The 25759-nt window shown below is 73.9% G+C and carries 25 protein-coding genes; 11 read left to right on the top strand and 14 right to left on the bottom strand.

What is annotated here, in order from left to right; genetic code table 11:
* Positions 1-12 precede the first annotated feature (12 nt).
* Positions 13-3345: a BTAD domain-containing putative transcriptional regulator gene (locus tag HUT06_RS13675; RefSeq protein WP_176196066.1), complete on the bottom strand. Its 3333-nt coding sequence runs from the start codon at positions 3343-3345 to the stop codon at positions 13-15.
* A gap of 52 nt (positions 3346-3397) precedes the next feature.
* Positions 3398-5530, bottom strand: a complete 2133-nt coding sequence (locus HUT06_RS13670) for an MMPL family transporter (protein ID WP_176196065.1) — start codon at positions 5528-5530, stop codon at positions 3398-3400.
* 104 nt (positions 5531-5634) lie between these two features.
* Between HUT06_RS13670 and HUT06_RS13665 the strand changes: the two genes are divergently transcribed.
* Positions 5635-5970, top strand: coding sequence for a cytidine deaminase (locus HUT06_RS13665; RefSeq protein ID WP_176196064.1), 336 nt, complete (start codon positions 5635-5637; stop codon positions 5968-5970).
* 45 nt (positions 5971-6015) lie between these two features.
* Here the strand turns inward: HUT06_RS13665 and HUT06_RS13660 are convergent, their stop codons facing one another.
* From HUT06_RS13660 to HUT06_RS13645, 4 genes are all read right to left on the bottom strand, one after another.
* Positions 6016-7347 (bottom strand): hemolysin family protein, encoded by a 1332-nt coding sequence (locus tag HUT06_RS13660; RefSeq protein WP_176196063.1) that lies wholly within the window; start codon positions 7345-7347, stop codon positions 6016-6018.
* Positions 7347-7823, bottom strand: a complete 477-nt coding sequence (gene ybeY, locus HUT06_RS13655) for an rRNA maturation RNase YbeY (protein WP_176196062.1) — start codon at positions 7821-7823, stop codon at positions 7347-7349. Before ybeY ends, HUT06_RS13660 begins: the two co-directional genes overlap by 1 nt.
* Positions 7820-8800, bottom strand: a complete 981-nt coding sequence (locus HUT06_RS13650) for a PhoH family protein (RefSeq protein ID WP_254715753.1) — start codon at positions 8798-8800, stop codon at positions 7820-7822. The genes ybeY and HUT06_RS13650 overlap by 4 nt, the downstream gene beginning before the upstream one ends.
* Positions 8801-9050: 250 nt before the next feature.
* Positions 9051-9395 (bottom strand): histidine triad nucleotide-binding protein, encoded by a 345-nt coding sequence (locus tag HUT06_RS13645; RefSeq protein WP_176196060.1) that lies wholly within the window; start codon positions 9393-9395, stop codon positions 9051-9053.
* A 348-nt stretch (positions 9396-9743) separates the two neighbouring features.
* Between HUT06_RS13645 and HUT06_RS13640 the strand changes: the two genes are divergently transcribed.
* Complete coding sequence (locus HUT06_RS13640) at positions 9744-10286, top strand: SigE family RNA polymerase sigma factor (protein WP_245868104.1); 543 nt, start codon at positions 9744-9746, stop codon at positions 10284-10286.
* Complete coding sequence (locus HUT06_RS13635; RefSeq protein ID WP_176196059.1) at positions 10283-10972, top strand: hypothetical protein; 690 nt, start codon at positions 10283-10285, stop codon at positions 10970-10972. Before HUT06_RS13640 ends, HUT06_RS13635 begins: the two co-directional genes overlap by 4 nt.
* An 18-nt stretch (positions 10973-10990) precedes the next feature.
* Here the strand turns inward: HUT06_RS13635 and HUT06_RS13630 are convergent, their stop codons facing one another.
* The 3 genes from HUT06_RS13630 to hrcA form a co-directional block, all read right to left on the bottom strand.
* Entirely contained in the window at positions 10991-11722 is a 732-nt protein-coding gene (locus HUT06_RS13630) for a 16S rRNA (uracil(1498)-N(3))-methyltransferase (protein WP_176196058.1), read from the bottom strand.
* A 63-nt stretch (positions 11723-11785) separates the two neighbouring features.
* Entirely contained in the window at positions 11786-12922 is a 1137-nt protein-coding gene (dnaJ, locus tag HUT06_RS13625; protein WP_176196057.1) for a molecular chaperone DnaJ, read from the bottom strand.
* Position 12923: 1 nt separating this feature from the next.
* A complete protein-coding gene (gene hrcA, locus HUT06_RS13620; protein ID WP_176196056.1) occupies positions 12924-13937 on the bottom strand; it encodes a heat-inducible transcriptional repressor HrcA in 1014 nt (337 codons plus the stop codon).
* Between the two features lie 203 nt (positions 13938-14140).
* Here hrcA and HUT06_RS13615 point away from each other — a divergent pair, with 203 nt between their 5' ends.
* Positions 14141-14962, top strand: coding sequence for a DUF3097 domain-containing protein (locus HUT06_RS13615; protein WP_254715162.1), 822 nt, complete (start codon positions 14141-14143; stop codon positions 14960-14962).
* Here the strand turns inward: HUT06_RS13615 and hemW are convergent.
* A complete protein-coding gene (gene hemW, locus HUT06_RS13610) occupies positions 14959-16167 on the bottom strand; it encodes a radical SAM family heme chaperone HemW (protein WP_176196054.1) in 1209 nt (402 codons plus the stop codon). The genes HUT06_RS13615 and hemW overlap by 4 nt on opposite strands.
* Positions 16168-16220: 53 nt before the next feature.
* Positions 16221-16613: an antitoxin YezG family protein gene (locus tag HUT06_RS13605; protein WP_254715161.1), complete on the bottom strand. Its 393-nt coding sequence runs from the start codon at positions 16611-16613 to the stop codon at positions 16221-16223.
* Between the two features lie 207 nt (positions 16614-16820).
* On the opposite strand from HUT06_RS13605, the gene HUT06_RS13600 reads away from it, so the two are divergent.
* From HUT06_RS13600 to HUT06_RS13590, 3 genes are all read left to right on the top strand, one after another.
* Positions 16821-17729: a hypothetical protein gene (locus HUT06_RS13600; RefSeq protein WP_176196052.1), complete on the top strand. Its 909-nt coding sequence runs from the start codon at positions 16821-16823 to the stop codon at positions 17727-17729.
* A 76-nt stretch (positions 17730-17805) separates the two neighbouring features.
* Complete coding sequence (locus HUT06_RS13595) at positions 17806-19194, top strand: hypothetical protein (RefSeq protein ID WP_176196051.1); 1389 nt, start codon at positions 17806-17808, stop codon at positions 19192-19194.
* A 279-nt stretch (positions 19195-19473) separates the two neighbouring features.
* Positions 19474-19935 (top strand): DUF4870 domain-containing protein, encoded by a 462-nt coding sequence (locus HUT06_RS13590; RefSeq protein WP_176196050.1) that lies wholly within the window; start codon positions 19474-19476, stop codon positions 19933-19935.
* A gap of 25 nt (positions 19936-19960) precedes the next feature.
* Here HUT06_RS13590 and lepA read toward each other — a convergent pair whose 3' ends face one another.
* Positions 19961-21838, bottom strand: coding sequence for a translation elongation factor 4 (gene lepA, locus HUT06_RS13585; protein ID WP_176196049.1), 1878 nt, complete (start codon positions 21836-21838; stop codon positions 19961-19963).
* Positions 21839-22042: 204 nt separating this feature from the next.
* Between lepA and rpsT the strand changes: the two genes are divergently transcribed.
* Together rpsT and HUT06_RS13575 are read left to right on the top strand one after the other, a co-directional pair.
* Positions 22043-22312 (top strand): 30S ribosomal protein S20, encoded by a 270-nt coding sequence (gene rpsT / locus HUT06_RS13580; protein WP_176196048.1) that lies wholly within the window; start codon positions 22043-22045, stop codon positions 22310-22312.
* Positions 22313-22369: 57 nt separating this feature from the next.
* Positions 22370-22906 carry an RNA 2'-phosphotransferase gene (locus tag HUT06_RS13575; protein WP_176196047.1) on the top strand — a complete coding sequence of 179 codons (537 nt, stop codon included), beginning with the start codon at positions 22370-22372 and terminating at the stop codon, positions 22904-22906.
* Here the strand turns inward: HUT06_RS13575 and HUT06_RS13570 are convergent.
* A complete protein-coding gene (locus tag HUT06_RS13570) occupies positions 22848-23375 on the bottom strand; it encodes a hypothetical protein (protein ID WP_176196046.1) in 528 nt (175 codons plus the stop codon). The genes HUT06_RS13575 and HUT06_RS13570 overlap by 59 nt on opposite strands.
* A gap of 69 nt (positions 23376-23444) precedes the next feature.
* On the opposite strand from HUT06_RS13570, the gene HUT06_RS13565 reads away from it, so the two are divergent.
* Both HUT06_RS13565 and HUT06_RS13560 read left to right on the top strand, forming a co-directional pair.
* A complete protein-coding gene (locus HUT06_RS13565; protein ID WP_176196045.1) occupies positions 23445-24365 on the top strand; it encodes a LysR family transcriptional regulator in 921 nt (306 codons plus the stop codon).
* Positions 24305-24721, top strand: a complete 417-nt coding sequence (locus tag HUT06_RS13560; protein ID WP_176196044.1) for an SRPBCC family protein — start codon at positions 24305-24307, stop codon at positions 24719-24721. The genes HUT06_RS13565 and HUT06_RS13560 overlap by 61 nt, the downstream gene beginning before the upstream one ends.
* Positions 24722-24761: 40 nt before the next feature.
* Here the strand turns inward: HUT06_RS13560 and holA are convergent, their stop codons facing one another.
* Positions 24762-25715: a DNA polymerase III subunit delta gene (gene holA / locus HUT06_RS13555; RefSeq protein WP_176196043.1), complete on the bottom strand. Its 954-nt coding sequence runs from the start codon at positions 25713-25715 to the stop codon at positions 24762-24764.
* Positions 25716-25759: the final 44 nt, after the last annotated feature.

Raw genomic sequence — 25759 nt, 5'->3', positions numbered from 1 at the left:
CGGCACGTGCCGTCAGGCGGCGGGGTTGCCGAGCCGGGTGAGGGCGGTGCGGGCCTTGTCGGTCCACTGGGCGGCGCCGAGGCGGTCGGCGACCTCGGCGGCCTTGCGGTAGTGGGCGGCGGCCGTCTCGGCGGGGCGCTCCAGGAACAGCGCGAGGTCGCCGAGGATCTGCGCGACGGGGCCGATCGTGGCGGCGGCGGTGGCGCCGCCGCTGACGTGCTCCGCGTAGGGCAGCAGCGCCGCGTAGGCCCGCTCCGCCAGGTCGCGGTCGCCGAGCGCCATCGCGCGCAGCGCCCGGATCGCCATGGTGAGGTCGAAGAAGTAGTCGAGCCGGACGGGCCCCGCGCCCGCGGCGGCCCGCCGCGCGTCCGCGGTGCGGCCGGCGGCGGCGAGGGCGAGGGCGTACAGGTCGGCGGTGGCCTCGACGTGGCCCCACTGCCGGTGCAGCCAGGCGGCGCCGTCCACCAGCTCGCCCTCGCGGCCCTGGCAGAGCCGCAGGCAGAACAGCCCGACGAAGACCATGCCGCGCTCGCTGAACCAGATGCCGGTCCGGCCGATGGCGCCGCCGACCTCCTCGTAGGTGCGCTCGGCCGCGTCGAACCGGGCGGCGAAGGCGTGCACGAGCCCGGCGTACCAGCCGGCGATCTGCGCGAGCAGCGGCAGCCCGTACTGGTCGGCGAGCCGCCGGCCCTCCGCCAGGTGCCGGTGCGCGGTGGGCAGGTCGAGGGCGGCGACGGCGCACTGCTGGAGCTGCAGGTGCGCGAGGACGCGGTAGGTGCCGAGGTCGTGCCCGGCGGCGAGGTCGAGCAGCTCGGCGGCGATCCGCTGGCGGCGGGCGAGGCCGTCGGCGGTGCGGTAGCCGTTGACGTAGCCGCCGTTGAGCGCGGCGGCGAGCAGTTCCGGGACGCCGAGCCCGCGGGCCGCGGCGATCGCCTCCTCGGACGCGGTGAGCCCGCGGTCGTCCTGCTCGCCCTCCAGCTCCATCGCGAGCGTGGTCAGCAGCCGGACGCGCAGTTGCGGCTCATCGCCGGGGAGCCGGTCGAGGGCCTCGCCGGCCGCCTCGACCACGGCGCGGTCGACGGTCCCGTACTCGCGGCTCGTCCACAGGGTCGGGACGTCGAAGCTCGTGATGATCCGGGCCAGCAGCCGGACGTCGCCGAACGCGCGGGCGTCGGCGATGGCGGCCAGCCGCCGGTCGCGCGCGGCGACGACCTGCCCGGACAGCGCGCCGGCGCGGATCGCGGCGGCCTCCGCCGCCAGCCGCTCGCCGGTCGCGGCGGGCCCCTGCGCGCGCAGCGCCGCGACGGCGCGGGCCCACAGGTCGGCGGCGGCGCCGTGCGCGAAGCGGGCCTCGGCCGCCTCGGCGGCGCGGCACGCGTACCGGACGGCCTTCGCCGGGTCGGTGCCCGACTCCAGGTAGTGGTGCGCGATCGCGGCGGCCTCGTCGGGCGTGTGCCGTTCGAGGGCGGCGGCGACGCGGCCGTGCAGCCGGACGCGGCGGGCCTGCGACAGCCCGGCGTAGAGGGTGTCGCGGACGAGCGCGTGCGCGAACCGCATCCGGCCGGGCGCCGGCTCGACGACCAGGCCGCTGGCCAGGCCCGCCTCGACGGCGTCGACGACCGTGTCGTCGTCCCCCGCGAGGTCGGACAGGACGCGCAGGTCGGCGTCCCGGCCGAGGACGGCGGCGTCGCGCAGCACGGCACGGGCCGGTTCCGGCAGCCGGGCGATCCGGCGGCGCAGCACGTCGCCGACCCCGGCGGGCACCCGGCGGGTGGCGGCGGGCAGGCCCTCGGCGTCCAGCAGCCGGGCGGTCTCGCGGGTGAAGAACGGGTTGCCGCCGGTCCGCTCGGCGATCGCGGTGACCTCCGCGTCGTCCAGCCGGGTGGCGCAGACGCCGCGGACGAGTGCGGCGGTCTCGTCCGGCGACAGGCCGGCGAGGTCGATCCGGGCCGGCTCGTGCCGGGCGAGGGCGGCCAGCGCGCCGGCGAGCCCGTCGGCGACCTCCGTCGGCCGGAACGTGGCCAGCAGCAGGACGGGCCGGTCGCGGAGCCCCCCGGCGAGCCGGACGAGCAGGGCGAGGGTCTCCTCGTCCGCCCAGTGGAGGTCGTCCAGGACGAGCAGCAGCGGTGCCGCGCCGGCGAGCCCGGCGAGGTAGTCGCCGACGGCCAGGTGGAGCCGGAACCGGCCCATGCTCACGTCGGCGTCGCCGCGCCCGGTGGCGGCGTCGTCCAGCAGCGGGCCCAGCCGGTCGACCAGCCCTTCGGCGGGCGGCGCGGCGGCGGCCAGGCCGCGCAGCAGCTCGGCCCAGGGCCAGGCGGCGGGGGCGCCGCCGGTCTCGGGCGCCCGGCCCCACGCGCACGTCCAGCCCCGCTCGGCGAGCCCGGCCGCGAACCGCTCGGCGAGCGCCGTCTTGCCCATGCCCGCGTCGCCGCCGACGAGGACGACGCCGCCCCGCCCGGTCTCGGCGGCGCCGGCCGCGCCCTCCAGCCTCGCGAGTTCCCGGACGCGCCCGACGAAGTCCGGGTGCTCGGCCGGGGGCGGCGGCGCGACCCGCAGCACCGGGCGCGCGGGCGCCGGCTCCCCCAGCGCGGGCGCCTGCGCCAGGATGTCGGCTTCGAGGCGGCGCAGCGCGGGGCCGGGGTCGACGCCGAGTTCCTCGGTCAGGGCGGCGCGGGCCCGGCGGAGGGCGGCGAGGGCGTCGCCCTGGCGCCCGGCGCGGTAGAGGGCGAGGGCGAGCAGCCGCCACGCCTCCTCGCGCAGCGGGTCGGCGGCGGCGTGCGCCTCCAGGTCGGGGACGGCCTCGGCGGCGGCCCCGAGCCGGAGCGCGGCCTCGGCGCGGCGCTCCACGGCGATGCGGCGGCGCTCCTCCAGCCGGGCGGCCTCGGCGGCGGCCCACGGCAGCCCGGCGAACTCCGCGTAGGCGGGGCCGCGCCACTCGGCGAGGGCGGCCGCGGCGCTGCGGCGCGCCTCCGCCGGGTCGGTGTCCAGCAGCTCGGCGGACACGTCGATCAGCGCGTCGAACCGCCAGGCGTCGACGGCGCCGTCCGGCAGCCGGAGCGCGTACCCGGGCGGCTCGGTGGTGAGGATCCGCGCGGGCGTGCGGGGCGGCCGGTCCGGTTCCAGGGCGCGGCGCAGGTGCGACACGAACGACTGGAGGCCGGCGGCGGCGCGGGGCGGGGGCGCGGCGGCCCACAGGTCCTCGACGAGCCGGTCGGCGGGCACCATCCGGCCGCGCGCGGCGACGAGCCGGGCGAGCACGGAGCGCTGCCGGGGCCCGCCGAGGTCGGCGGGCGCTCCCGCCACCTCCGCGCCGAAGGCTCCGAGCACGCGTACGACAGGCGACATGTCCCGATCAGCCTAACCGGGACATGTCCACCCATCGTGATCACTCCCCCGGTTACGCGCGGCTGGGTTCGGGCTCCCGTTCGGCCGGCCCGGCGGGCTCGGCGCCGCCGTGCACGTCGATGCGCGGCAGGACCCGGCCGAGCGGCCCCGGCAGCCACCAGTTCGCCCGGCCGAGCAGCGACATCGCGGCGGGCACCAGCACCAGCCGGACGACGGTCGCGTCCAGCGTCACCGCGACCGCGAGCCCCACCCCCATCTGCTTGACGATCAGGCCGGGGTCGGCGGCGAAGCCGAGGAACACCGCCACCATGATCAGCGCCGCGCTGGTGATGACCCGGCCGGTCGCGGCGAGCCCGGTGGTGACCGAGGCGCGGGCGTCGCCGTGCGCGAGCCACTCCTCCCGGATCCGCGACAGCAGGAACACCTCATAGTCCATCGACACCCCGAACAGGACCGCGAACATCAGCAGCACGATGAACGACGACACCGGGACGCTGTGCGGCAGCCCGAGCAGGCCGGTGCCCCAGCCCCACTGGAACACCGCCGTCAGCACCCCGTACGCGGCGCCGATCGACAGCAGGTTCATCACGGCGGCCTTCAGCGGCACCAGCACCGACCGGAAGACGATCAGCAGCATGACGAAGGACGTGGCGACGACGACGCCGATCACCGGCCACAGCCGGTCCGACAGCGTCCGGGACAGGTCGACGTACACGGCGGTCAGCCCGGTGATCTCCGTGCCGGCCGGCAGCGCGTCCGCGCGGATCCGGTCGACGAGGCCGGTCACCCGCTCGTCCTGCGGGCCGTACTCCGGCGTCACCATGATCATCGCGGCGTCGCGGCGCGGGGACAGCCGCGGCGGCGCGACGGCCGCGACGCCCTCGGTGCGGGCCAGCCGCTCCCCCAGCCCCGGCAGCGCGCCCGGGTCGGTCCGCTCCAGGTCGACGGCGACGAGCAGCGGCCCGTTGGCGCCGGGCCCGTAGGCGTCCGCGACCAGGTCGTAGGCCTGCCGGACGGTGTTGGACGACGGCTCGCTGCTGGCGTCGGTCGGCCAGGTCCGCATGCCGAGCGCGGGGGCGGCCAGGCTGAGCATCACCACCGCCGCGGCGAGCAGCCACGGCCACGGGTGCCGCCCGACGTGCCCGGCCCAGCGCCGCACCCGCGGCGACTCGACCGTGATCTTCGCGCCGGCGGCGCGGTCGCGGCGGCGCAGCACCCGGCGGCCCGCGAGCCCCAGGACGGCGGGCAGCAGGGTGACCGCGCTCAGCACGGTCGCCGCGACGACGAGCCCGGTGGTGAAGCCCATGGTCATGAAGACCGGGATGCGCGACAGCACGAGCCCGCACAGCGCCAGCAGCACGGTGAACCCGGCGAACAGGACCGACAGGCCCGCGGTCGCGATGGCCCGGCCCGCCGCCTCCGGCACCTCCAGCCCGGCCGCGAGGCCCTCGCGGTGGCGGGTGAGGATGAACAGGGCGTAGTCGATGCCGACGCCGAGCCCGACCATGCTCGCCACCGTCGGCGCGGTGGTCGCGACGTTCGTGAGTGCCGCCACCAGCGTGATCCCGGACACGCCAACACCGAGCCCGGCCAGCGCCACCACCAGCGGCATCCCCGCCGCCACCACCGACCCGAACGCCAGCAGCAGGATCACCAGCGCCGCCACGACCCCGACCGCCTCGGCGACGCCGCTGGGCGCCGTCACGTTCTCGGGGACCTGGCCGCCGAACTCCACCTGGTACCCGGCCGCGTCCAGGCCGCCGGTCGCCGACCGCAGCAGGTCGAGCGTCTCGCCGGGCGCCAGGTCGGTGACGGGCACCGAGTAGCGGACGGTCAGCAGCGCCGTCGCGCCGTCCGCGCTCGGCCGCGCCGGGGCGACCGCGCTGACGTGCGGCAGCCGGCCCAGCTCGGCCGCCGCCGCGTCGAGCTTCGCCTGGTCGACCTTCCCCGACTTCGCGTGCACGACCACCCGCGCGTCGGCGCCCGCCACGGCGGGGAACCGGTCCCGCAGCAGGTCGGTGGCCTGCTGCGAGCCCGTCCCGGACAGCGTGTAGTCGTCCTGCAGCGCTCCCCCGGCGACGCCCGCGAGACCGCCCACCGCCGCGATGAGCGCCAGCCACACGACGATGAACCGCCAGGGCCGCAGCGCCGCGGCCCTCCCCAGGCGGTAGAGCAGACGGGACATCACTTTCCCCCAGAAAACGGCTAACTCTGACCGCCTGAGGATCGCGCGGCGCTCTTGCCGCCCACTTGCCGGTGACTTGCGGGCGACCCCGTACGCTTGGCGGCGTGAGCGAGCTGAACCCCGAGGACGCCAAGATCATCACCCTGGCCCGGTCGGCGCGGGCCCGCACCGGCGCCGCCGAGGGCGCCGCCGTGCGCGACGAGACCGGCCGCACCTACGCCGCCACGAGCGTGGACCTGCCGTCCCTGACGCTCTCGGCCCTCAAGGTCGCCGTCGCGATGGCCGTCTCCAGCGGCGCCGAGGACCTGGAGGCCGCCGCCGTCGTCACCGCCGCCGACGCCCCGGACGCGGCCGACGTCGCCGCCGTCCGCGACCTCGGCGCCAAGGCGCCCGTCCTCGTCGCGGGCCCCGACGGGACGCTGCGCACCACCCTCGGCTGACGCGCGGGAGCGGCGCCGGCGGGAGCGGCGCCGGCGGGAGCGGCGCTAGCGGGACCGGCCCGGATCGTCGGCCTCGGCCGCGTCGGCGGCGGTCGCGCCGAGCCGGTGCACCAGCACCGTGCCGATCCGGTTGCGGCGGCCCGCGATCGTCTCCGCCTTGAGCGACAGGACGGGCCCGCCGTCGGCGGGGCCGACCTCCGCCGTGGAGCCCTCGATCGGGACGCGGCCCAGGGCGTGGGCGAGCAGCCCGCCGACCGTCTCGACGTCCTCGCCGTCCAGCTCCACGCCGAACAGCTCGGCGAGGTCCTCGACGGGGAGCCGGGCGGTGACCCGGGCGGCGCCGTCCGGCAGCCAGGTCACCGGCGGGATCTCCCGGTCGTACTCGTCGGTGATCTCGCCGACGATCTCCTCCAGGATGTCCTCGATGGTGACCAGGCCCGCGGTGCCGCCGTACTCGTCGATGACGATCGCGACGTGGATCCGGCGGGCCTGCATCTCGCGCAGCAGCTCGTCGATCGGCTTGCTGTCGGGCACGTAGGTGGCCGGGCGCATGACGGAGTCGACCGTCTCGGTCGACTCGCCCGCGCGGTGCTCCTGGCTGCGGCGGGCGACGTCCTTGAGGTAGGCGATGCCGACGACGTCGTCCTCGTTCTCGCCGACGACCGGGATGCGGGAGAAGCCGCTGCGCAGCGCGAGCGACATCGCCTGCCGCAGCGTCTTCGTCCGCTCGATGAACACGATGTCGGTGCGCGGCACCATCACCTCGCGCACGAGGGTGTCGCCCAGCTCGAACACCGAGTGGATCATCTCCCGCTCGACCGGCTCGATCAGCTCCCGCTGCTCGGCCAGGTCGACGAGGTCGCGCAGCTCCGCCTCCGACGCGAACGGGCCCTCCCGGAACCCCTTGCCGGGCGTCAGCGCGTTGCCGAGCAGGATCAGCAGCCGGGGCAGCGGCCCGAACACCCGGGTGACCGGGTGGATCACCGCGGCGCCCGCCAGCGCGATCCGGTCGGCGTGCTGGATGCCGAGCGTGCGCGGCCCCACCCCGATCACCACGTAGCTGATCAGGATCATCACCGCGGCGGCCGTGACGTAGGCGCGCCACGTCTCGTCCAGCCAGGAGATGCACAGGTCCGCCACGATCACGGTGGCGACCAGCTCGCAGCCGATCCGCAGCAGCAGCACCATGTTCACGTAGCGCGCCGGGTCGGCGACGACCTCGGCGAGCCGCTTGGCACCGCGCCGCCCCTCGCGGAGCGCCTCGTCCACGGTGACCCGGGACACGCGGGCGAGCGCCGTCTCGGTGCCGGCCAGCAGGCCCGCCATGAAGACCAGGCCCACCGCCAGGGCGGACAGCCACGCCTGCGCGGTGCTCATCAGCCGCCGCGTTCCTCCCGCCAGGAGGCCAGGAGCTCGGCCTGCAGGCCGAACATCTCCTTGTGCTCCTCCGGCTCGGCGTGGTCGTAGCCGAGGAGGTGCAGGATGCCGTGCGCGCACAGCAGCTCCAGCTCCGCCTCGGTGCTGTGCCCGGCCTCCCGCGCCTGCCGCTCCGCCACCGACGGGCACAGGACGACGTCGCCGAGCAGCCCGGGATCGGTCTCGCCGTCCTCGTCGGCGCCGCCGGACATGTGGCCGGGGCGCAGCTCGTCCATCGGGAAGGACAGCACGTCGGTCGGGCCGGGCTCGTCCATCCACTTCACGTGCAGCTCGGTCATCGCGGCCTCGTCGACCAGCAGCACCGACAGCTCGGCCAGCGGGTGGACGCGCATGCCGTCCAGGACGTGCCGCGACAGCGCGGCGAGCGCCTGCTCGTCGACGGGCACGCCCGACTCGTTCAGCACCTCGATGCTCACTGCCGCCCCCGCTTGCGGGGGCCGCCGCGCCCGCCCTGCCCCTGCCCGGCCGCCGGCACGCGCTCCTCGTCCCAGCGGTTGTAGGCGTCGACGATGTCGGTGACGAGCTTGTGCCGGACGACGTCGCGGCTGTCGAGCCGGCAGAAGTCGATGTCCTCGACGCCCTCCAGGATGTCCTGCACGACGCGCAGGCCGCTGGTCTGCCCGCTCGGCAGGTCGACCTGCGTGACGTCGCCGGTCACCACGACCTTCGAGCCGAACCCGAGCCGGGTGAGGAACATCTTCATCTGCTCGGGCGAGGTGTTCTGCGCCTCGTCCAGGATGATGAACGAGTCGTTCAGCGTCCGCCCGCGCATGTACGCCAGCGGCGCGACCTCGATGGTGCCGGCGGCCATCAGGCGCGGGATCGAGTCGGGGTCGACCATGTCGTGCAGCGCGTCGTACAGCGGCCGCAGGTACGGGTCGATCTTCTCGTAGAGCGTTCCCGGCAGGAAGCCGAGCCGCTCCCCCGCCTCGACCGCGGGACGCGTCAGGATGATCCGGTTGACCTGCTTGTCCTGCAGCGCGCGGACGGCCTTGGCCATCGCCAGGTACGTCTTGCCGGTGCCGGCGGGGCCGATCCCGAACACGATCGTGTGCCTGTCGATCGCGTCGACGTAGCGCCGCTGGTTCAGCGTCTTCGGGCGGATCGTGCGGCCCCGGCTGGACAGCACGTCCAGGGTCAGCACCTCCGCCGGGCGGGCGCCGCTCTCGCCGCGCAGCATCGCCAGGCTGCGCTCGACGGCGTCGGGGGTGAGCTGCGTGCCCCCCTTCAGCAGTTCGAGCATCTCGGTGAACAGCCGGGACACCAGGTCGGTGTCGTCGCCGGACCCGGTCACGGTGATCTCGTTGCCGCGGACGTGGATGTCGATGGCGCTGCCGAACGCCTGCTCGATCGCGTGGAGCAGCTCATCCCGGGAGCCGAGCAGGCTCACCATCGAATGGTCGTCCGGCACCACGATCTTGATCTGCGCGCGCGAGCCGTTGCGGTCGTCGCGCCCCGTGCGGGTTGCCCTCGTGTGAGTTGATTCGACCATCAGCCGGGCCTTGCGGCCTTCGGACCTGCCTTCTGTCTGCTCCGGGTGTCCAGGTATGCCGGTTCCATCGTACTGGGCACCCCCGGCACGGCACCGAAGGGTTTTTCGCGTGGCGTAACGCCCGCCCCGGCGCGGGCGGGTGCGGGCGCGCTCAGCCGGGCGGCCAGTTGAGGCCACGTCCGCCCAGCACGTGGGCGTGCACGTGGAAGACGGTCTGGCCGGCCTGGGCGCCGGTGTTGAACACGATCCGGTAGCCGGTCTCGGCGATGCCCTCGTCGGCGGCGACCTGGTGCGCCTCCCGGACGACCTCGGCCAGCAGTCCGGCGTCGGACGCGGCCAGCTCCCCCGCGGTCGGGTGGTGCTCGCGCGGGATGACCAGCACGTGGGTCGGCGCCTGCGGGTTGATGTCGCGGAACGCGACCGTCCCGGCCGACTCGCGGACGATCGTGGCCGGCACGTCCCCGGAAACGATCTTGCAGAACAGGCAGTCGGTCATCTGTCTCCCCTCGCCGCGGCGCCCGTGACCGCCCCGGAATCCTATCGAGACCCGCGCGATCATGGTCCGCGCCGCCCCGCGCCGGATAGGCTTTCCGGCGACCGACCTCCCGGTTGCGGTCACCATTCCGACCGGCCACTGGTTAAGGTTGTCAGCTCAAGGCGTACCCCCCGGTCCGCAGGCATTGCGGCGCGCTTCCGGGCGGGCGGGCGCGCCCCATTCGTGCCACCCCGAGGGCGCCCGTCCGAATGGACGGCCGGGGCCGGCAAAGGCGGCGGACAGGTGACCGAGGCAGATCAGGACATGCCCTTTCGTAAACCGGGCGAGGAGGGCGCGCGTCGAACTGACGTGACCGAGACCCTCGTGGCCAGGGGCACGGCGGGGGCGGTGGCCGTCGCCTGGGACGCCGATCAGGCGGTGACCGCGCTCTACAGCGCCAACTACCGCTCGCTGGTACGCCTGGCGGCCATGCTCGTACGGGACGCCGGGACGGCCGAAGAGGTCGTCCAGGACGCCTTCGTCGCGATGCACGGCGGCTGGCGGCGGCTGCGCGACCCCGACAAGGCCCTGTCCTACCTGCGCCAGTCCGTGGTGAACCGGTCGCGATCGGTGCTGCGGCACCGCGCCGTCGTCGAGAAGTACGCCCCGAAGGGGCTGCCGGACGCGCCGAGCGCGGAGGCCGGGGCCATCGGGGAGCTGGAGCGCTCGGCGGTGATCGACGCGCTCGCCCGGCTCCCCGCCCGCCAGCGGGAGGCGCTCGTCCTCCGCTACTACGCGGACCTGTCCGAAGCGGAGATCGCCAACGCGATGGGCATCTCCCGCGGCGCCGTCAAGAGCCATACGGCGCGCGGGATGACCGCGCTACGCAACGTCCTGGAGCAGTTCACATGACCACCGACCCCCACGACGAGCACGGCGAGATCCTCCGCCGCGCCCTGCACGCGGAGGCGGATACGGTCAACCCCGCGGGCGACGGCCTGGAACGCATCCGGGCCCGCGTCGCCGACGGCCAGAGCCGCCGGTTCGGTCTCGGGCGGTTCGGACCCGCCCGGTTCGGGTTGGACCGGTTCACCGTCGGCTGGGCGCGGCCCGTGCTCGCCGTCGCCGCCGCCGTCGTCATCGCCGGGCTCGGCGTGACGGCGCCGCAGACCATCGACCTCATCCAGCAGTCCGTCGGCAACAGCGGGCCGTCCGGCGGCGGGCAGAACAACACCGACGGCGACCGCGCGGCCACCCCGGGCAACCCCGAGTTCCCCGAGCCGCCCGCCGCGGGCAGCACCTCGTCGGGTTCGCCGTCCGCCTCGTCGACCACCAGTCCCAGCTCGTCGCCGGGGCTGTCGTCGTGCCGCATCCCGCCGCCGGCGGGCACGGCGCCCGCCTCGCCGGGCGCGACCGGCACGCAGACTCCGGAGACCACGCCGTGCCCGAGCGAGACGCCGACGCAGGCGCCGACCTCCGCGCCGCCGCCGACCCCCACCACGTCGCCGACCACGCAGAAGCCGACCGACGCGCCCACGCAGGCGCCGACGAGCAGCCCCGCGGGGACGGCCGAGGAGGGCGCGGCGACCACGCCCTGACGGGCCCGCCGGGTCGTCCTACCAGCGTCCGGTGGCGGCGAGCAGCACGCTGCCCGCCGCCACCCCGGCCGTCGACGTGCGCAGCACGGTCGGGCCGAGCCGCGCCGGGCTGCCGCCGGCCGCGGCGAAACGCTCCAGCTCCGCCTCGGTGATGCCGCCTTCGGGCCCCACCACCAGCACGATGTCGCCGTCCGGGGGCACTCGCACCCCGCTCAGCGGCGCTTCGGCCTCCTCATGCAGGACGAGCGCCAGTGACGCGGCGGCGATCCGCGCGGCGACGTCCTCGGTGGACGCGAGATCCGGTACCTCGGGCAGCCGGCCGCGCCGCGCCTGCTTGGCGGCCTCCCGGGCGGTCGCGCGCCAGCGCCCGAGCGCCTTCTCGCGGCGCTCCGGGCGCCACCGGGTGACGCAGCGCTCCGCCGCCCACGGGACGATCACGTCGACGCCGACCTCGGTCATGGTCTCCACGGCCAGCTCGCCCCGGTCGCCCTTCGGGAGCGCCTGGACGACCACGATGCGCGGCGCGGGAGGCGGCTCCCGGTGCCGGGCCAGCACGTCCAGGGTGAGGGACGCGCGGTCGGCGGCGGTGACGACGCACTCGGCCAGCAGCCCGGCGCCGTCGGTCAGGTCGACCCGCTCACCGGGCCGCAGCCGCCGCACGGCCGCCGCGTGCCGCCCTTCGGGGCCGTCCAGGACGACCGTGCCGCGCTCCAGCGCGTCCGCCCCGGCGAGGAACACCGGCGGGCTCATGTGGGCCTCTCAATGCTCGGAACCGCCGCGGCGGCCCTCCCGGTAGGCCGCCGCCACCTCGCTTCAGTGCTGGTTGAAGACGTCCTTGATACGGGAGAACACGCCGTTGCGCTGACCGGGGGCGAACTTGCCGGGCGGGCGCTCCTCGCCGCGCAGGGCCGCCAGGCGGCGGAGCAGGTCCTCCTGCTCCTCGTCGAGCCGGCCCGGCGTCTCCACGTTCACGTGGATCATCAGGTCGCCGCGGCCGCTCTCGTTGAGGTGCCGGACGCCCCGGTTGTAGAGCGTGATCACCTGCCCGGACTGCGTGCCGGGCTTGATGTCGACGCTCTCGGCGTCGTCCAGCGTCTCGATGGTGACGCTGGTACCGAGCGCCGCCGCCGTCATCGGGATCTCGACCGTGCAGTGCAGGTCGTCGCCCTCCCGCTCGAAGATCGGGTGCGGCTTCTCCACGATCTCCAGGAACAGGTCGCCGGGCGGGCCGCCGCCCGGGCCGACCTCGCCCTCGCCGGCGAGCTGGATGTGGATGCCGTTCTCCACCCCGGCCGGGATCTTGACCTTGACGGTGCGCCGGGTGCGGACCCGGCCGTCGCCCGAGCACTCGGTGCACGGGTTGCGGATCACCGAGCCGAACCCGCCGCACGCCGGGCACGGCCGCGCCGTCATGACCTGGCCGAGGAACGAGCGCTGGACCTGCTGCACCTCGCCGCGCCCGTGGCAGGTCTCGCACGTCTCCGGGTGGGTGCCGGGCGCGCAGCCCGACCCGTCGCAGGCGGCGCAGCCCACCGCGGTGTCGATGGACAGCTCGCGGGTCGTGCCGAACGCCGTCTCGGCGAGGTCGAGCTCGACCCGCAGCGTCGCGTTGCGGCCGCGCCGGGCCCGCGACCGCGGGCCGCGCGCGGTGGCCGTCCCGAAGAAGGCGTCCATGATGTCGCTGAAGGGGAACCCGGCCCCGCCGAACCCGCCGGCCCCCGCGCCCGCCCCGGACGCGAACGGGTCCGCGCCGAGGTCGTACATCTCCCGCTTCTTGGGGTCGGAGAGCACCTCGTACGCCTGGGTGATCTCCTTGAACTTCTCCTGGGTCTCCGGATCCGGGTTGACGTCGGGGTGAAGCTCCCGCGCCAGCCGGCGGTAGGCCTTCTTCACCTCGTCGGCGCTCGCGTCGCGCCGGACCCCCAGGGTCGCGTAGTAGTCGTTCGCCACCTTACGACCCCGCCAGGATCTGTCCCACGTAGCGTGCCACTGCCCGTACCGCTCCCATCGTGCTGGGGTAATCCATGCGTGTAGGCCCGAGTACTCCGAGCCTGGCCAAGGTGAGGTCGCCGACCCCGTAGTCCGCGGCGACCACCGAGGTCGATCGGAGCCCCAGGTCGGGGTTCTCGGTGCCGATCCGCACCGTAACTGTAGAGGAGTCGCCGGTCTCGCCGAGCAGCCTCATCAGCACCACCTGCTCCTCCAGCGCCACCAGGACCTCCCGCAGGCTCTGCGAGAAGTCGACGGCGGCGAGGTTGGCCGCCCCGGCGAAAACGATCTTCTCCTCGTGCTTGTCGACGAGCGTCTCCAGCAGCACCGACAGCACCGACGCCGCGACCGGCCGCTCGTCCGGCCCCACCTTCTCCGGCAGGTCGGCGACGGCCGTCGGCACGTCGCCGAGGCCGAGCCCGTCCAGGCACGTGTTGAGCAACGCCCGCAGGTGCCCGATCGATTCCTCGGAGATCGCGGCGGGCGTCTCGATGACCCGCTGCTCCACCCGCCCGGTGTCGGTGATCAGGACGAGCAGCAGCCGCCCCTCGGCGACCGGGACCAGCTCGACGTGCCGCACCGACGAGCGGGTCAGCGACGGGTACTGGACGACGGCGACCTGCCGGGTGAGCTGCGCGAGCAGCCGCACCGTGCGGCCGACCACGTCGTCGAGGTCGTAGGCGCCGGACAGGAACGTCTCGATGGCGCGCCGCTCGGCGATCGACAGCGGCTTGATCGTCGACAGCCGGTCGACGAACAGCCGGTAGCCCTTGTCGGTGGGCACGCGCCCGGCGCTGGTGTGCGGCTGCGTGATGTAGCCCTGCTCCTCCAGCACCGCCATGTCGTTGCGGATGGTCGCGGGCGACACACCGAGGTTGTGCCGGTCCGCCAGGGCCTTCGACCCCACCGGCTCGTTGGTGGAGACGAAGTCCTCGACGATGGCGCGCAGGACGGCGAGCTTGCGGTCGTCCAGCACGGCGTCACCTCCCTCGTCCGGTCGGCCGTTCCGCTGGCACTCCATACTCTAGAGTGCCAATTGTACGGCCCCGCACCCCCGATCGGAGTGCCCGCGCACTCCCCGGACGGCGGCGCGATCCTATCCGTATCGGACGCGGGCGCCACGCCGAGGGACGAGGGGCGACGCCACCCGGCCGCCCCGCCGGGTTAATGTGCGGACCCGTGCGCAGTAAGGACTACGGAAACGATGTGCTGGCCGGCGACTGGCGCAGGCCGCGCAAGGGGCAGATCCCGGAGGTCCCGGCCGAGCCGGGGCTGGTCGCCGAGGACCCCGGCAGCGGCTTCTGCGGCGCGGTGGTCGGCTGCGACAAGTTCGGCGTCACGCTGGAGGACCGGTTCGGCAAGCGGCGCGTGTTCCCGCTGGCGAAGGCCGGCTTCCTGATCGACGGCAAGCCGGTCACCCTGGTCAGGCCCACCGCGGCGCCCAGGGGGCAGGCGCGGTCGGCGTCCGGCTCGATCGCGGTGCGGGGCCTGCGCGCCCAGGTCGCCAAGCAGAGCCGCATCTACGTCGAGGGCGTCCACGACGCCGAGCTGGTCGAGAAGATCTGGGGCCACGACCTGCGCGTCGAGGGCGTCGTCGTGGAGTACCTCGAAGGCGTGGACGACCTGCCCGCGATCGTCGAGGAGTTCGGCCCGGACGCCGGCCGCCGCCTCGGCGTCCTCGTCGACCACCTGGTGGAGGGGTCCAAGGAGTCCCGGATCGCCGCGCGGGTGTCGTCCCCGCACGTCCTGATCACCGGCCACCCGTTCATCGACATCTGGGAGGCGGTGAAGCCAGCCGCCGTCGGCATCCGCGCCTGGCCACGCATCCCCCGCGGCATCCCGTGGAAGGAGGGCGTCATCGCCGAACTCGGCTGGGGCGACGACACCGGCGCCGCCTGGAAGCGGATCCTGAACTCGGTCGGCAGCTACACCGACCTGGAACCCGCACTGCTGGGCCGCGTGGAGGAACTGATCGATTTCGTGAGTGCAGGTCGCTCTTAGGTGAGGTCTCGGACTACTGCGTCGGCCAGGAGGCGGCCCTTTAGGGTCAGGACGGCTCGGCCCTCTTCGTAGGGGGCCGGTTCTAGTAGGCCCTCGTCGATTGCTCTGCGGGTGGCCTTGTCGTCCAGGAGGGGTGTGGGGCAGCCCTGGGCCAGGCGTAGTTCCAGCATGACGCGCTCGATGTGGCGGTCGTCGTCGGTGAGGATCTCCCTGGCGTGGGCGGGGGTCGTGCCCTCGGCCAGGCGGGAGGCGTAGGCGGCGGGGTGCTTGACGTTCCACCAGCGGGTTCCGCCGACGTGGCTGTGCGCCCCTGGGCCGACGCCCCACCAGTCGGCGCCCGTCCAATAGAGCATGTTGTGGCGGCAGGCGGCGGCCGGGTCGGACGCCCAGTTGGAGATCTCGTACCAGTGCAGGCCGCGGCCGCTGAGCATCTCGTCGGCGATGAGGTAGCGGTCGGCCATGGCGTCGTCATCGGGGGCCTTGAGTTCCCCGCGCCGCACCTGGGCGGCCAGGCGGGTGCCCTCCTCGACGATGAGCGCGTAGGCCGACACGTGGTCGGGCTCGGACGCGAGGGCCGCCTCCAGGGAGGCCCTCCAGTCGTCGTCGGTCTCGCCTGGGGTGCCGTAGATCAGGTCGAGGTTGATGTGCTCGAAGCCCGCCTTGCGGGTCCAGTCGACGACCTGCGGGACGCGGCCGGGAGTGTGCGTGCGCTCCAGGACGGCCAGGACGTGCTCGCGCGCGCTCTGCATGCCGTAGGAGATGCGGGTGAACCCGGCCTCCCGGAGCTTGGCCACGTAGGACTCGTCCACCGACTCGGGGTTCGCCTCGGTGGTGACCTCCGCGCCCTTGGCGAGCCCGAACTCGGCGTCGATGGCGTCGAGGACGCGCCCCAGGTCTCCCGGCGGGAGCAGCGTCGGTGTGCCGCCGCCCACGAAGACCGTCTCCACGGGGAGGTCGGCGTCGCCCAGGACGCGCCTGGCCATCCGCACCTCGCTGATGGCGGTGTCGGCGTAGGAGTCACGGCTCGCCCCCGGGCCCAGCTCCGTCGCCGTATAGGTGTTGAAGTCGCAGTACCCGCAGCGTGTCACGCAGAAGGGCACATGGACGTAGAAGGCGAACGGGCGGTCCCCCAGGCCGTTCAGCGCGCCGGCGGGCAGCGCGCCGTCGGCCGGTACGGGGTCTCCGTCGGGAAGCGTCGAGGGCACCCTTCAAGTCTGCCCCGCCCGGCCGCCTGCTCAGACCCGGCGGAGGCGGTCGTTCAGGACTCGTCGAGTTTTTCGCGGAGCCAGTCTGGGATGTGGGCGTCCGTGCGGGGGAAGCGGTCGAGGTCCTGGACGTAGGCGGACGCGGTGAGGGGCGGGGTGAAGTCCGGTTCGCCGTCGTAGTCGAACTCGGCGCTGAAGCGGCCGGAGCGCTCGATCTGGAGGCGCGCGGTGAACCAGGCGCCCTTGCCGGCGCGGTACATCACGCGGCGCAGCTCGTCCATCCGGCCGATGGCCTGGCCGGGCGGGACGGCGGTACGGCGGCCGCCGCCGGCGTCCTCGACCTCCAGCGAGGCGCTGTCGATGCCGACGGTCGCGCGGAACGCGAAGTCGAGCCGCTCCCAGCCGTCGGGGGCGGCGGAGCGCAGCGCGCGGACGGCGCCGTTCACCGTTTCCCGTTCCTTCGCAGAACGCAGTACCTGCTCGGGGTGGGTCACGCTACCTCCGGGAGGTCGGGTCAGACCGTCTGGCCGCTGTTCTGACCGTACCTACATACGGGCCCAGGTCGAGCAACCGCCGCCGTGTCGTCCGGAAACCACGCGCCGGACGGCCGGAATGCAGCATGCCGCCCCTCTTGGGTGGATAGTGTCAACGGGATGGTGGACGAGGGTGCGACCGAGCAGGGACGGGCGCCGGCGCGGGTGCTGCTGCAGGGCGGGCCGGACGGCTGGCACTGCACGGTGGTCGACGGCGCGGGCGGCGAGCGGCGGTCCGGCCTGCCCGGGCCGGGGACGCGCTGGTCGACGGGCGGGTCCGCCGAGCCGGAGCCCCCGTGGTGGCGCCGCCGCCTCGCCGAGACCGCGGAGGGGCTGCGCGAGGCGGTCGCCGAGCGGCTGACCGACGCGACGTTCCGCGACCTCGGCGTGGAGGCCGTGATCACCTGGTTCGCGGTGGACGAGCCGGTGGAGTGGGAGGGGCTCGTCACGCTCCGGGAGGCCGACCCGGCGCGGTTCCCGGGGCGGGTGGCGCCGTTCGTCGTCACGCTGGAGCCGGGCCGCGGGGCGCTGCTGCCGGACGCGAGCCTGCTGTTCTCCACCCTGGCCCCCGACGCGTGGACGGCCCTCGCCGGCGTCGCCGAGCACTGCGGCACCCGCCCGCCGAAGGCGTCGCTGCTGTGCGGGTGGGCCGACCACCGCAGCGTGCGGGTGGGGCGCGGGACGCTGGCGCTGTCCACCGACCGGGGCGAGGACGGCGTGGAGCGGCTCGCCGAGATCTGCGGGACGCGCTCGCCCGGCTGGAGCGGCAACCCCGAGATGCGGTTCCGGCTGGACGGCGTCGACCTGCTCGACGAGCCCGCCGGCGACGTGGTCGCGCTGCTGCGGGAGCTGGGCCACGACGTCGTCCGGCGGGGCCGCGCCGTCCGGCTGGCCGAGTCGGGGCTGACCCTCTACGGGCCCGACGCACACGGCGGGAAGGGCGAGGGGGCCGGGCGGTTCACGGCCGTGTCGCTGCAGGAGCCGGCCGCGCTCGCCGCGCTCGCGCCGCTGCACCGCAGCCGCGCCTGACGCCTCACCGAGCCGACACCCGCGGGCGACCGCGCCGTCACCGGAACGCGACCCCGGCGCCGTACCTTTCCCGATCATGAGAAGCCGTGCGCGTCATGCCGTGCTCGCCGCCCTCGCCGGCGCTCCCCTCGTCCTCGCTCCGCTTCCCGCCCACGCCGCCGGCGGCACCCTCACCGTCCAGCGCGGCGGCCCCGCCCGGACGCTGACGTTCACCGCCCACCGGGACGGGGAGGCCGTCATCTCCTTCGCCGCGTCCGCGCCGGGCGTCTCGTGGGTCCGCGAGGGCGCCGAGTCCGCCGTGGTGTCGGTCGCGGTGGACGGGCACCATGTGACCGACCTGGTCGTCCCCTCGTCCGACCCGGTTCCCCGCAGCCTCGGCCTCGGGCATGTCGGGAAGGGGCGCCACGAGGTGACGCTGCGCTTCGCGAAGGGCAGCGCGCCCGCCGCCCGCCGCGTCACCCTGAGCCAGGCCCGCGTCCGGATGCCGGAGGCGGACGCGGTCGCCCTGCGCCACGCGCCCGCCGTCGTCGGCCGGACCGGCTGGCCGTTCGGCGACCCCTACCAGAACGCGGCCACCGACACCCCGCTGATCGCCTGGCACGAGACGCGGCCCGCCGCGACCCCCGGGCACCGCGTCATCGAGTACTCGGTGGTGTGGAGCAACGAGGACGGCGGCACCGACACGCCCGCGCTGATGGCCCGCTGGGGGCGGACCACCGACATCGAATGGGTGTACCGCGTCGAGGTCGACGCGTCCGGGAACCGGGTCGACGGCACCGCCGTCTACCAGGCGCCCCTGCACCTGACGCTGAAGTTCGCCGGCCGCTACGAGGGCGACCACCCGGTGCTGCAGACCTGCACGTCGAACAACAACATGTGCGACGTGATCTCGCCGGACCCGCCGCTGCGCTTCCTCCTCGACGCGTCCCGGACGCGGCCGGAGGGACGCGCCCGCGAGGCCGTCATGGACCGCGAGCCGTGGACGTACCGGGTCGCGGCCCAGGAGATGGTGCGGGAGGGCGAGATCGAGGACCCGTCCGACCCCGTGACGCGGGAGGTCGGCGACCAGCGCTCCTACCTGTTCGTCGAGTTCGCCAAGACGACGGGCGCGGCGACCGGGTTCGGGTCCGTGCCCGGGGTGGCGCTCGGCGTCCGGCTGAAGGCCGACCCGTCCGTGCTGTACCGGTCCGACCACGGCGAGCCGACCTGGTCGATCGACCGGGACGGCGCCGTCGCCACCACCGTCGAACTGCCCGCGGGGACGCGGGCCGCCGACATCGCGAGCGTCGAGGCGCTGCGGCTGCCGACCGGGTGGGGCGACAACGGCGCACCGGCGACGGTCACGTCCGTCAACCGGGGGTTCTTCCTGGACGAGGCGTACCTGCCGCAGCCGTCGGCCATCGCCTGGACGGGCTCGGTCACGCTCACCCGGGCGGCCCCGTCCGCCGTCGTGTGGCGTCCCTGACGCCGGGCTGTGCCGGCGTGTGGCGCGAAACGGCCACAGGCCGGGCGATCCGGGGAACCGGTTCGAACTTACCGTGCGTCCTAGGAGTCATACACTTCGCGCAATGGCTCGCAGCTTCGCACCTTCGCATCGCGAACGCGCAGCGAACTAATGGAGAGGACGTCCGCCATGGCCTACGGGCCTCCCCCGTCGCCCGGTCAAGGTCAGCAGCCCGGCCAGGGCTGGCAGCAGCCCCAGCAGCAGGCTCAGCCCCAGGCGCCCTGGCAGCAGCCAGGGAACATGTGGCAGCAACCCCAGCAGGGACAGCAGCCCCAACAGCAGCCCAACGCGGCCTGGCAGCAGCCCCAGCAGGGCGGTGGCACCGTCCAGATGCCCGGTCAGATGGCGGGGCAGATGCCCGGCGGCCACGGGCCGGGCGGGGACGACGACCGGACGTGGGCGCTCATGGCGTACGTGGGCCAGTTCCTCGTCGGCGCCATCGCACCGGCCATCGTCTTCTTCGGCAAGGGCGGTTCGCCGTTCGTGCGGCGGCACGCCGCGCAGGGCCTCAACATGGGCATCGCCGCGATCGCGGTGTGGTTCGTCTTCGGGCTGCTGTCGCTGGCCGTCGACGTCCTCATCTGGGTGCCGCTGCTGTTCACGGCCGCCGTGATGTTCTACCTCGTCTACGCGGGGCGCGCCGCGAACCGCGGCGAGTTCCGCCGCGTCCCGGTCGTGGTGGCGTGGCCCATCCTGAAGTAGGCCGGGCCTGACGTAGGGGCTGCTCCTACTTCTTGCCCTTGTCGGCGTCGCCGCCGCCACCGGTGGACAGGGCGGCGACGAAGGCCTCCTGCGGGACGTCCACCCGCCCGATGGTCTTCATCCGCTTCTTGCCCTCCTTCTGCTTCTCCAGCAGCTTGCGCTTGCGGGAGATGTCGCCGCCGTAGCACTTGGCGAGGACGTCCTTGCGGATGGCGCGGATGTTCTCGCGGGCGATGATCCGGGCGCCGATCGCGGCCTGGATGGGCACCTCGTACTGCTGCCGGGGGATGAGCTCCTTCAGCTTGGAGGTCATCATCAGCCCGTACTCGCGGGACTTCTCCCGGTGGACGATCTGGCTGAACGCGTCCACCGACTCGCCCTGCAGCAGGATGTCGACCTTCACGAGGTCGGACTCCTGCTCGCCGCTGGGCTCGTAGTCGAGCGAGGCGTACCCGCGCGTCCGCGACTTCAGCTGGTCGAAGAAGTCGAAGATGATCTCGGCGAGGGGCAGCGTGTAGCGGATCTCGACGCGGTCCTCCGAGAGGTAGTCCATGCCGAGCAGCACGCCGCGGCGGCCCTGGCACAGCTCCATGATCGCGCCGATGTGCTCGGACGGGGACAGCAGCGTCGCCTTCACCACGGGCTCGTGGACGGAGCCGATCTTGCCCTCGGGGAACTCGCTGGGGTTGGTGACGGTGTGCTCCGTCCCGTCCTCCATGACGACCCGGTACACGACGTTCGGCGCGGTCGAGATCAGCGAGAGGTTGAACTCCCGCTCCAGCCGCTCGCGGACGATCTCCATGTGCAGCAGGCCGAGGAAGCCGCAGCGGAACCCGAACCCGAGCGCCGCCGACGTCTCCGGCTCGTAGACCAGCGCGGCGTCGTTCAGCCGCAGCTTGTCGAGCGCGTCGCGCAGCTCCGGGTACTGGTCGCCGTCCACCGGGTACAGGCCGGAGAACACCATCGGCTTCGGGTCGCGGTACCCGCCGAGCGGCTCGGCCGCCTGCCGGGACGCGATGGTCACGGTGTCGCCGACCCGCGCCTGCCGGACGTCCTTCACCCCGGTGATCAGGTAGCCGACCTCGCCGACGCCGAGGCCCTGCACGGGCTTCGGCTCCGGGGAGATCACGCCGACCTCCAGGGTCTCGTGCGCCGCCCCGGTCGACATCATCAGGCTCTTCTCGCGGCGGGACAGGTGCCCGTCCACGATCCGGACATAGGTGACGACGCCCCGGTAGGTGTCGTACACCGAGTCGAAGATGAGCGCGCGGGCGGCCCCGTCCGGGTCGCCGACCGGCGCCGGCACCTCCGCGACGATCTTGTCGAGCAGCTCGCGGACGCCCTCGCCGGTCTTGCCCGACACGCGCAGCACGTCCGACGGGTCGCAGCCGATGATCCCGGCCAGCTCCTCGGCGTACTTGTCCGGCTGCGCCGCGGGCAGGTCGATCTTGTTCAGCACCGGGATCAGGTGCAGGTCGGCCTCGATCGCCAGGTACAGGTTCGCGAGGGTCTGCGCCTCGATGCCCTGCGCCGCGTCCACCAGCAGGACCGCGCCCTCGCACGCCGCCAGCGACCGCGACACCTCGTAGGAGAAGTCGACGTGGCCGGGCGTGTCGATCAGGTTGAGGACGTGGTCGACGCCGCCGGACGTCCAGGGCAGCCGGACGGCCTGGCTCTTGATCGTGATGCCGCGCTCGCGCTCGATGTCCATGCGGTCGAGGTACTGGGCGCGCATCTGGCGGTCCTCGACCACACCCGTCAACTGCAGCATCCGGTCCGCGAGGGTCGACTTGCCATGGTCGATGTGCGCGATGATGCAGAAGTTGCGGATGATCGCGGGATCGGTCTTGTCGGGCTGGGGCGCTGGCACCGGGGTCCGTTCGCAAAACTCACAGGTGGACATGGATATGTGTGCTTCCATAGTCCCATGCCGGGCGCGGTGCTCCGTGCACGGCCCGGTTTGGGGCGGGCCCCGGTGATTGGTAAGCTGTGCGACTGCGTGTGGCGTAGCGTCGTGCCCCGGGGGCACCGTCCCGCCCCCGTCCAGACACTCGTCAGAACCTGCCGGTGGCAGGCCAGGATCGCAACCAAGCTGAGGCACTACGACGTGGCTAACATCAAGTCCCAGATCAAGCGCAACAAGCAGAACGAGAAGGCCCGCCTGCGCAACAAGGCCGTCAAGTCCGAGCTGAAGACGGCGATCCGCAAGTTCCGCGAGGCCGCCGAGGCCGGCAACGCCGACGCCGCCGTCGAGGCGCAGCGCAGCGCCGCGCGCAAGCTCGACAAGGCCGTCAGCAAGGGCGTCATCCACAAGAACCAGGCCGCCAACCGCAAGTCGGCGATCGCCAAGCAGGCCGCCGCCCTGCAGGCCAAGTAGAACCGCACGCTAGGGGCCGGCCGTTCCGCGCGCCGGCCCCGACGCATGTCCGGGCCCATGGACGAACGCCGCGTGGTGAAGGTCTCCAAGTATCTCGCCAAGCATCTGCGGCACCGCCCGGAGCGGATCGGGCTCGCGCTCGACCCCGAGGGCTGGGCGGACGTCACCGAACTCCTCGCCGCCGCGTCCCGGCACGGCTTCGCGTTGACGCGTTCCGAACTGGAACATGTCGTGAGCGTCAACGACAAGAAGCGCTACGAAATGCAGGGAAACCGGATCAGGGCCGTCCAGGGCCATTCCGTCCCGGTCGACCTGAAACTGCCATCGGTATCCCCGCCGGAGTTCCTCTACCACGGCACGGTGAGTACGTCCGTCGCCGCGATCCTGCGCGACGGGCTCCTGCCGATGGGCCGGCACGCCGTGCACCTGTCCCCCGACCGCGAAACGGCCCGGCGCGTCGGCGCCCGCCGCGGCCGGCCCGTCGTCCTGGTCGTCGAGTCCGGGCGGATGGCCGCGGACGGGCACGAGTTCCGGGTCAGCGCGAACGGGGTGTGGCTGACCGGGGCCGTGCCGCCCGAATATCTGCGCGAATGATCTCCGCGGCCGCCCAGTCGGGCAGGAGCCGCACCCATTCCGGGCCTTTCTCCGCCCCGAACAGATACCGGTGGGGGACGATGTCGCGAATGGCCCGGTGCACGTCCAGCCGGTCGTCGATCATGTGCGTGATGCCGAGTTCCGCGCAGTGGCCTGCCTTGTCCGCCCGCTTCCGGCAGAAGCGCACGTTCTCCTTCGGCAGACCCGTCCTGGCATAGAAGTCATGGTGGTCGAGCCATGCCAGTGTCCGTTTCTGGATGCGCTCACCGCACTTGGAGATGATCCAGGCGCGCCCTTCGAAGGCGTCGATGAGCCCCGGCAGCACCTCGTAGACGCCATCGGTCGCCGGTGATGCCAGAGCGTCTTCGAAACTGCCGTCCAAGAACGCGGTGTCGTCGTCGCCGGGCGCCCGCAGCCCCCCGTGCACGACCCGGCCGAAATCAACGCCGAGCCGAGGTTCGATGTCCATGCCTCAACTCTCGGGGCCCCACCCCTAAAGCAGAACTATCAATGACCCACCCGGCTATAGTTCCCGGCTATGGATCTGAGTCGGCTCTCCACCGACGCGCTCGCCTCCTTCGCGGTCTTCGCCGACCACCTCAACTTCACCCGCGCCGCCGACGAACTCCACATCTCCCAGCCCGCCCTCCACGTCAAAGTGCGGAAACTGTCCGAGAGTCTCGGCCGCCCCCTCTACACCCGGCACGGACGCCGCCTCGCCCTCACCCCCGCCGGCGAGCAGGTCGCCCGCTTCGCCCGCGACCTCGACGCCCGCATGTCGGCGTTCCTCGACGCCGTCCACGGCACCGCCCCGTCCCGCCTCCCGACCCTGGCCGCCGGCGAGGGCGCCTACCTGTACCTGCTCGGCGACGCCGTCCGCACCGGGGTCCGCCTGATCAACGGCGACCGCGCCCGCACCCTCACCGCCGTCCGCACCGGCCGCGCCGACGTGGGCGTCGCCGTCCTGGACGTCCTGCCGACCGACGTGCGCACCGAACCACTGGCGTCCTACCCGCAGATCCTGGTCATGCCGGACGACCACCCGCTCACCGCGCTCGGGCGCCTCACCCTCGCCGACCTCGCGGGCGCCGACCTCATCGTCCCGCCCCCGGCCGGCCCGCACCGCATCACCCTCGAACGCGCGCTGCGCGCCGCCGGCGTCCCGTGGACGCTCGCCGTCGAGGCCGAGGGCTGGCCGCTGATGCTGCACTTCGTCTCGCTGCGCATCGGCCTGGCCGTGGTGAACGGCTGCGTGCCCCCGCCGCCGGGCCTCACCGCCCGCGAGATCATCGACCTGCCCGCCGTCCCCTACTACGCTCTGCATCTGCCGGACCGCGCCGACGACCCCTTGGTCACCGACCTGCTGGCCACCGTCCGCACCGCCGTGAGGAGCACGCCGTGCACTTCGAGATCTCCGTCGACATCGCCGCCGCCCCCGAGACCGTCTGGAACCTCCTGAAGGACGTCGAGCGCTGGCCCGAGATGACCGCGTCGATCGACCGCGTCGAGATCCTCGACCGGCCCTTCGGCCTGTCCAGCCGGGCCCGCGTCCAGCAGCCGAAGATCCCCGCCGCCGTCTGGACCGTCACCGCCTTCACCGAGAACGAGACCTTCACCTGGGAGTCCCGTTCCCCCGGCGTCACCACGACCGCGGTCCACGACATCACTCCGGCCCCGAACGGCGCCACCGTCCGCCTGACCCTCGACCAAAAAGGCCCCCTGGCCCCCCTCTTCGCCCTCCTACTGGGCCGCCTCTCCCGCCGCTACGTAACAATGGAAGCCCACGGCCTGAAAGCCAAGGCCGAAACCCCCTGAGCCGACGCACGCCTCGTGAGCCGGCCGCCGAGCCTCGGGGTCAGCCGCGGGCGGCGACGATCTGGGCGACGGTCTTTTCCAGGGCGTACGCGGGGTCGGCGGCGCCGCCCTTGACCTGCTCGTCCGCTGTTGCCACCGCGGCCAGCGCCCGCGCGACGCCGTCTCCGGACCAGCCGCGCAGCTGCCGCTGCACCCGGTCGATCTTCCACGGCGGCATGCCCAGTTCCTTCGCCAGTGCCGCGCCCCGCGCCCCGCGCGGCGCCCCGCCGACCTTCGCCAGCCCCCGCACGCCCTGAGCGAGCGCGCTGACGATCAGCACCGGCGCCACCCCGGTGGCGAGCGCCCACCGGAGCTGCTCCAGCGCCTCGGCGAGCTGCCCCTCGATGGCCTTGTCCGCCACCGTGAACCCGCTGACCTCGGCGCGCCCCCGGTAGTAGCGGGCGACGGCCGCGTCGTCGACCTTTCCCCCGGTGTCGGCCACCAGCTGGCTGCACGCCGCCGCCAGCTCGCGCAGATCGTTCCCCACCGCGTCGATCAGCCCGCGCGCACCGTCCGCCGAGATCTTCCCGCCCGCCCGGCGGATCTCCGCCCTGACGAAGTCGACGCGTTCCCCGACCTTGGCGACCTTCGGGCACGACACCTTGCGCGCCTTGAGCTTGGTGAGCCCGTCCACCAGCGCCTTGCCCTTGGCCCCGCCGGGGTGGACGGCCACGAGCACGACCTCGTCCGCCGGGTTCTTGGCGTACTTCAGCACCTCGGCCGTGAGGTCCTTGCCCAGGTCCTGCGCCGACCGGATCACCAGCACCTTCCCGCCCCCGAACAGCGACGGCGACGTCAGCTCCGAGATCCGCCCGGGCTCCAGCCCGCCCGGAGCGAGATCGATGACCTCGGTATCCGGGTCGTCCGCCCGCACGGACGCGACGACATCCCCGATCGCCCGCTCCACGAGCAACTCTTCGTCCCCGACGACCAGAACAATGGGCTCAACCGACACCCCGCCAGCATGCCACGCCCCACTCCCCCTCCGCGCCACCCACC

Origin of the sequence: Actinomadura sp. NAK00032 (genome assembly GCF_013364275.1) — a bacterium.
In the GTDB taxonomy this organism is placed as follows: Bacteria; Actinomycetota; Actinomycetes; order Streptosporangiales; family Streptosporangiaceae; genus Spirillospora.
Note: the sequence above shows the minus strand (reverse complement) of the source record. Positions and strands in the feature narration are given on the sequence as shown.